The sequence below is a fragment of the Dehalococcoidia bacterium genome (assembly GCA_028711995.1).
In the GTDB taxonomy this organism is placed as follows: Bacteria; Chloroflexota; Dehalococcoidia; order SZUA-161; family SpSt-899; genus JAQTRE01.
This window is the reverse complement of the sequence record JAQTRE010000193.1, coordinates 1-4,070: the sequence shown is the minus strand read 5'-3', so window position 1 is coordinate 4,070 and position 4,070 is coordinate 1. Positions and strand designations below refer to the sequence as shown.

Here is a 4,070-nt window from a genome sequence, read left to right as displayed (position 1 = left end):
CCGGCGAGTCCTCTTCTTCTTATTGTCATAGGCCAGGCTGGCAAATGTGGGTCCATTTATCACGGCAGGTCTCCTTGAAGTAGTCTGCCATTATTATCGCATGATTCGGGACTTAATCAGAGGTAACCTAGGTAGCCAGATGAGTATAACGTTATGGTATTAGAGTGCATTTTGTCCTCATAATCCCATACAGAGGGATAATGTGCAATCTATCAATTGTTAGCTTGTCGTTGGTAGAACCTATTTTTGAAAAAGAAAGAGGATATACCGCCGCTTTTGAATGAAGGATAGCCAGCGTTTCCTACAAAGGTGAAGGCTGGCTGGGAAGACAAAGGAAACCAGCGCATTGGTGCGGCGGCATCCAGCAAAAGTGGTCAATCAGCTTCCGGTGGCAGGAAGGTCGGCCAGAATAAGAGCGGGCCAATTGAGGCAAAAGTCGGCATCTGTTCGGGAGCCCGGCGCTCAAAGAGAATCAGGGAAGCCATTCTTATCGGAGTATCTGAGTTATCTCAATTTCGCCTGTGAAACTGGGAAGGCATTTTGAGCGCCGGGCTCCCTGGGGAATCGGATAAAAAACGGAAGCCGGTCGGAGAAAAACAGGGCACAAGCTAACAAGTCACTCAACCCGACGCCAAGAGCGTCAGTTTTTGAGCATCAGTCGGAGGCAGAAAAAGGTCATCCAGAAGCGGAAGTCGGTTGAGCGCGGGTTAGCTCCAACGTTATGCGTTTTAAGGAGACTGGGTGAAAAAAATAGGTTTCAAACAGATCGTTGAGGCAGCCCAAAAGATAGAGTCACTTTACCTTGATTCAAGAAGGCTCGGATATCTGAGAAGCTATCCTATTTATCTAGACTTCTTCCGATCTTCAGCACTTAACACCAACAGTGATTTTACGATTCGGGCGGCAATTGTGTACAGTTGGATGCCGAACGTGCTGATGTTGAAAGAGGGGGCAATTGGACCAGCTGTAACCATGCTCAAATCCTTGACCGGACGAATGGACGAATCTGGCAAAGAAGAAGCCACGGCCCGTGTCGCTGCTGCCCTCAATGGTTCCTTCATCGGTGCTTCCAAGTTCCTTCACTTTCAGTATCCGAATTCATTCCCAATCTATGATACCAACATATATAAACATTTGAACGGCATAAAAGATAAGAAGAAACCGGTCTATTCAGAGGCGAACAAATCTTCTTGCTACAGGTCTTATCGGATATCAGTTGGCGAACTAATCGCGAGGGCAGATTTCGAGAAAGATGTTCTCAGACCAGTTAATGGATACTTCAATAGTCATTTCAATTACGAAGTTACGCCACAGAGAGCGGTTGAGTTTCTGATATTCGAACTCTATGGAGATTAGAACGCATAACAACTCCTGGAGCGCGACCCCAAGAGCGTCAATTTTTAAGTCAAACTGATCAATCATCCGGGGGCAGTCACAAAACGAAGGCCGGCATGCATATCTCTTGGGGCGGCTCAATTCGGACGTTGTGCTGCTTGCGCGCGGCGCTGTCTTGTGCGGAAGTAGAGAATATGAAAACTGTAGTTGAACTGAATGAAGCAGAATTCACGTAAGGAGGTTTCTATAGTGGACATTCCACGAATCTTCAACATCACCGAAAGTGCTCACCGCATTCATAACCCGTTCACACCCGAAAAGCTCGCCACTCTCGGCAAGGCGTTGCGCCTGGAACCGGGGACCCGTGTGCTCGACCTCGGCAGCGGTTCGGGCGAGATGCTGTGCACCTGGGCACGCGATTTCGGAATCATTGGTACCGGTATCGACATGAGCCAGTTGTTCACCGAGCAAGCGAAACTCCGCGCTGAAGAACTCGGCGTCGCTGACCGAGTCGAGTTCATTCACGGCGACGCTGCCGGCTACGTCGCCGACGAAAAGGTCGGTGTGGCAGCCTGTCTCGGTGCCACGTGGATCGGCGGGGGCGTAGTCGGCACCATCGAGCTTCTGGCGGAGAGCCTCCGCACCGGAGGGATCATCCTCATCGGCGAGCCATACTGGGTGCAGCTACCGCCGACGGAAGACGTTGCCAAAGGATGCCTTGCCGGTTCGATCTCCGACTATCTCATGCTTCCAGAACTTCTCGCGTCTTTCGGCGACCTCGACTACGACGTCGTAGAAATGGTTCTGGCAGACCAGGAAGGCTGGGACAGGTACGAGGCGGCCAAGTGGCTCACCATGCGTCGATGGCTCGAAGCGAATCCCGACGATGACTTCGCGAAAGATATTCGACCCAAACTAACATCGGAACCCGAACGCTACGCCACGTACACGCGTGAATACCTGGGCTGGGGCGTGTTCGCGCTGATGGCGCGGTGATGTGAGGCAGCTGGGGCGTACTTGCGGGGAGGGCATCGCGCATAGAAGCCGGGATGAAGGGAATCAGCTGACGGTGCAAAACAAGCGAGAGCAGATGAGTTTGACATCTCTTCAGATTTTTGCCTGCTCTATCTCAGTCATCACGCAAAAACAGACTAAAACTGTTCAACAAGCAGCCCAATTTGAAAACCGGCCATTCTTGAAGACTGAGTGTCAAAGGAGTTATCAATGAAATACCGTCTTATTAGTGTAATCTTGCTCATTATGTTCATTGGGCTATGTCTGATCGGATGCAACGACGAGAACACTGAATATGTTGAGAAGGTAGTAACCCCTCAATCTCCGAATTCGACACCGTCGAATATACAAACAGTGTCACCAATATCTGAAGAAGACATTCATATAACCCAAGGCATAGAATTACTCATCAACGGACAACCTGATGAAGCGATAGTCTCTCTCACCAAAGCTATTGAGTCTGATCCCAGTCTGGCGTCCGCTTACGAGGTTAGAGCTCAGGCCTATCTGAGAAAAGGAGACGGGAGTCTGGCCTTGGCCGACTGCAACAGAGCCATTGAACTTGATCCTGCACTTGCCACTGCATATAACAAGCGCGGTTTTGCCTATGAAATATTGGGGAATACTCAGGCTGCACTTGCTGACTTTCAAAAAGTCCTCACGCTGACTGAAGATGCCCAAGTGATGCAGATGGCCCGCGATGCAATTCAACGCCTTTCCGCAGGGCCAAGTTCATCGCAATCAAACACTCAAGCGATGTCTTGTAACACAAATTCAGACTATAACCAAGGCTTACAATCGCTAATCAATGGACAGCCTGATGAAGCAATAGCTTATTTCACCAAAGCTATTGTTACCGATCCCAGTCTGGCATGTGCTTATGAACTAAGAGCTCAGGCCTATCTGAGAAAAGGAGACGGGAGTCTGGCCTTGGCCGACTGCAACAGAGCCATTGAACTTGATCCTACACTTGCCACTGCATATAACAAGCGCGGTTTTGCCTATGAAATATTGGGGAATACTCAGGCTGCACTTGCTGACTTTCAAAAAGTCCTCACGCTGACTGAAGATGCCCAAGTGATGCAGATGGCCCGCGATGCAATTCAACGCCTTTCCGCAAAATAGGAGGTTTTAAGGGAAGGAAGGGGCAACCCAACACGTATAAGGCCTCCCCTTGTCAATAGGCAAACCGCCCCCCTTTGACCGAACCGCCGGTTCGGTCAACCCTTTGTTCGTGGTATGAAGGCTACTCCTGACTGATCGATATTCCGACTCGCTGTTTAGTTTGGGATCGCAGACCAAGTGTCTGCACCAAACACGTATAGGGGCTCTATTTCCGCTTTTTAGCGGATGAGACCTCGAAGGGTCTCGTCCCAGAAACATACCGGTATCGCTTCCCAGACCACGGTACTTTGGGAACGTCACGCACCAGTATCTATCTGATGCGACCCTTGGATGTGGCCTGTTTCTCGAAAAAGGGGGGCCTTCGCCCGAAGCTAACGAAGTCTTGTCGTTGTTCTACAATTATTGTCAGTGACTAACTGATCAGGGAAAATGTCAGTCATGAAAGGACTGACATTGACACAGAAAGAACAAGGAAGATTACAGAAACTCAATCTGGTATTGGAGGGGTGGATGGGGGTAGGGGAGGCGGCCTACGTCTTGGGATTAAGTGAACGACATACATGGAGGATACTTGCGGAATACCGAAGGGTGGGGGC

General features: G+C 50.0%; 3 protein-coding genes. All 3 read left to right on the top strand.

The window, feature by feature from the left end; translation table 11 throughout:
- The first annotated feature begins 741 nt into the window (after nt 1-741).
- The 3 genes from PHV74_15275 to PHV74_15265 all read left to right on the top strand — a co-directional run bounded on the left by PHV74_15275 (nt 742) and on the right by PHV74_15265 (nt 3,474).
- The gene (locus PHV74_15275) at nt 742-1,356 is read left to right on the top strand and encodes a hypothetical protein (GenBank protein MDD5095715.1); all 615 of its coding nucleotides are present in this window, start codon (nt 742-744) and stop codon (nt 1,354-1,356) included.
- A gap of 228 nt (nt 1,357-1,584) precedes the next feature.
- Complete coding sequence (locus tag PHV74_15270) at nt 1,585-2,331, top strand: class I SAM-dependent methyltransferase (GenBank protein ID MDD5095714.1); 747 nt, start codon at nt 1,585-1,587, stop codon at nt 2,329-2,331.
- Between the two features lie 228 nt (nt 2,332-2,559).
- Complete coding sequence (locus tag PHV74_15265; protein ID MDD5095713.1) at nt 2,560-3,474, top strand: tetratricopeptide repeat protein; 915 nt, start codon at nt 2,560-2,562, stop codon at nt 3,472-3,474.
- The last annotated feature ends 596 nt before the right edge of the window (nt 3,475-4,070 follow it).